This window comes from Pseudomonas sp. AC083 (assembly GCF_979253165.1).
Window position 1 is genome coordinate 1 of the sequence record NZ_CEEDDH010000267.1, and the last position, 248, is coordinate 248.

Consider the following 248-nt stretch of genomic DNA (forward strand, 5'->3'; position numbering starts at 1 on the left):
TTGTAAAGGAGGGCGATCAGGAGAAAATTGTGATGGGACCCGGAATTGCTTTTCAGAAGGGGAAAAATGACGTCGTTCCTCTTCAAAAAATAGAGAAAATCTTTGTTGTGCGTGAAGAAAATGAGAAATTCAAACAAATTCTTGCCACATTGCCAGAAGCGCATATTGAGGTAGCAGAGCATATCATCAGTTATGCAGAAGGTAAACTCATGATGCCGCTCAGTGATTACATCCACATATCACTGACT

The 248-nt window shown here is 40.7% G+C and carries 1 protein-coding gene; it reads left to right on the plus strand.

Annotated features, from left to right (window positions below; genetic code table 11):
- Nucleotides 1–248 (plus strand): CAT RNA binding domain-containing protein (locus AC0IXA_RS27915; RefSeq protein ID WP_471814980.1); only part of this gene is annotated, 248 nt, incomplete at both ends.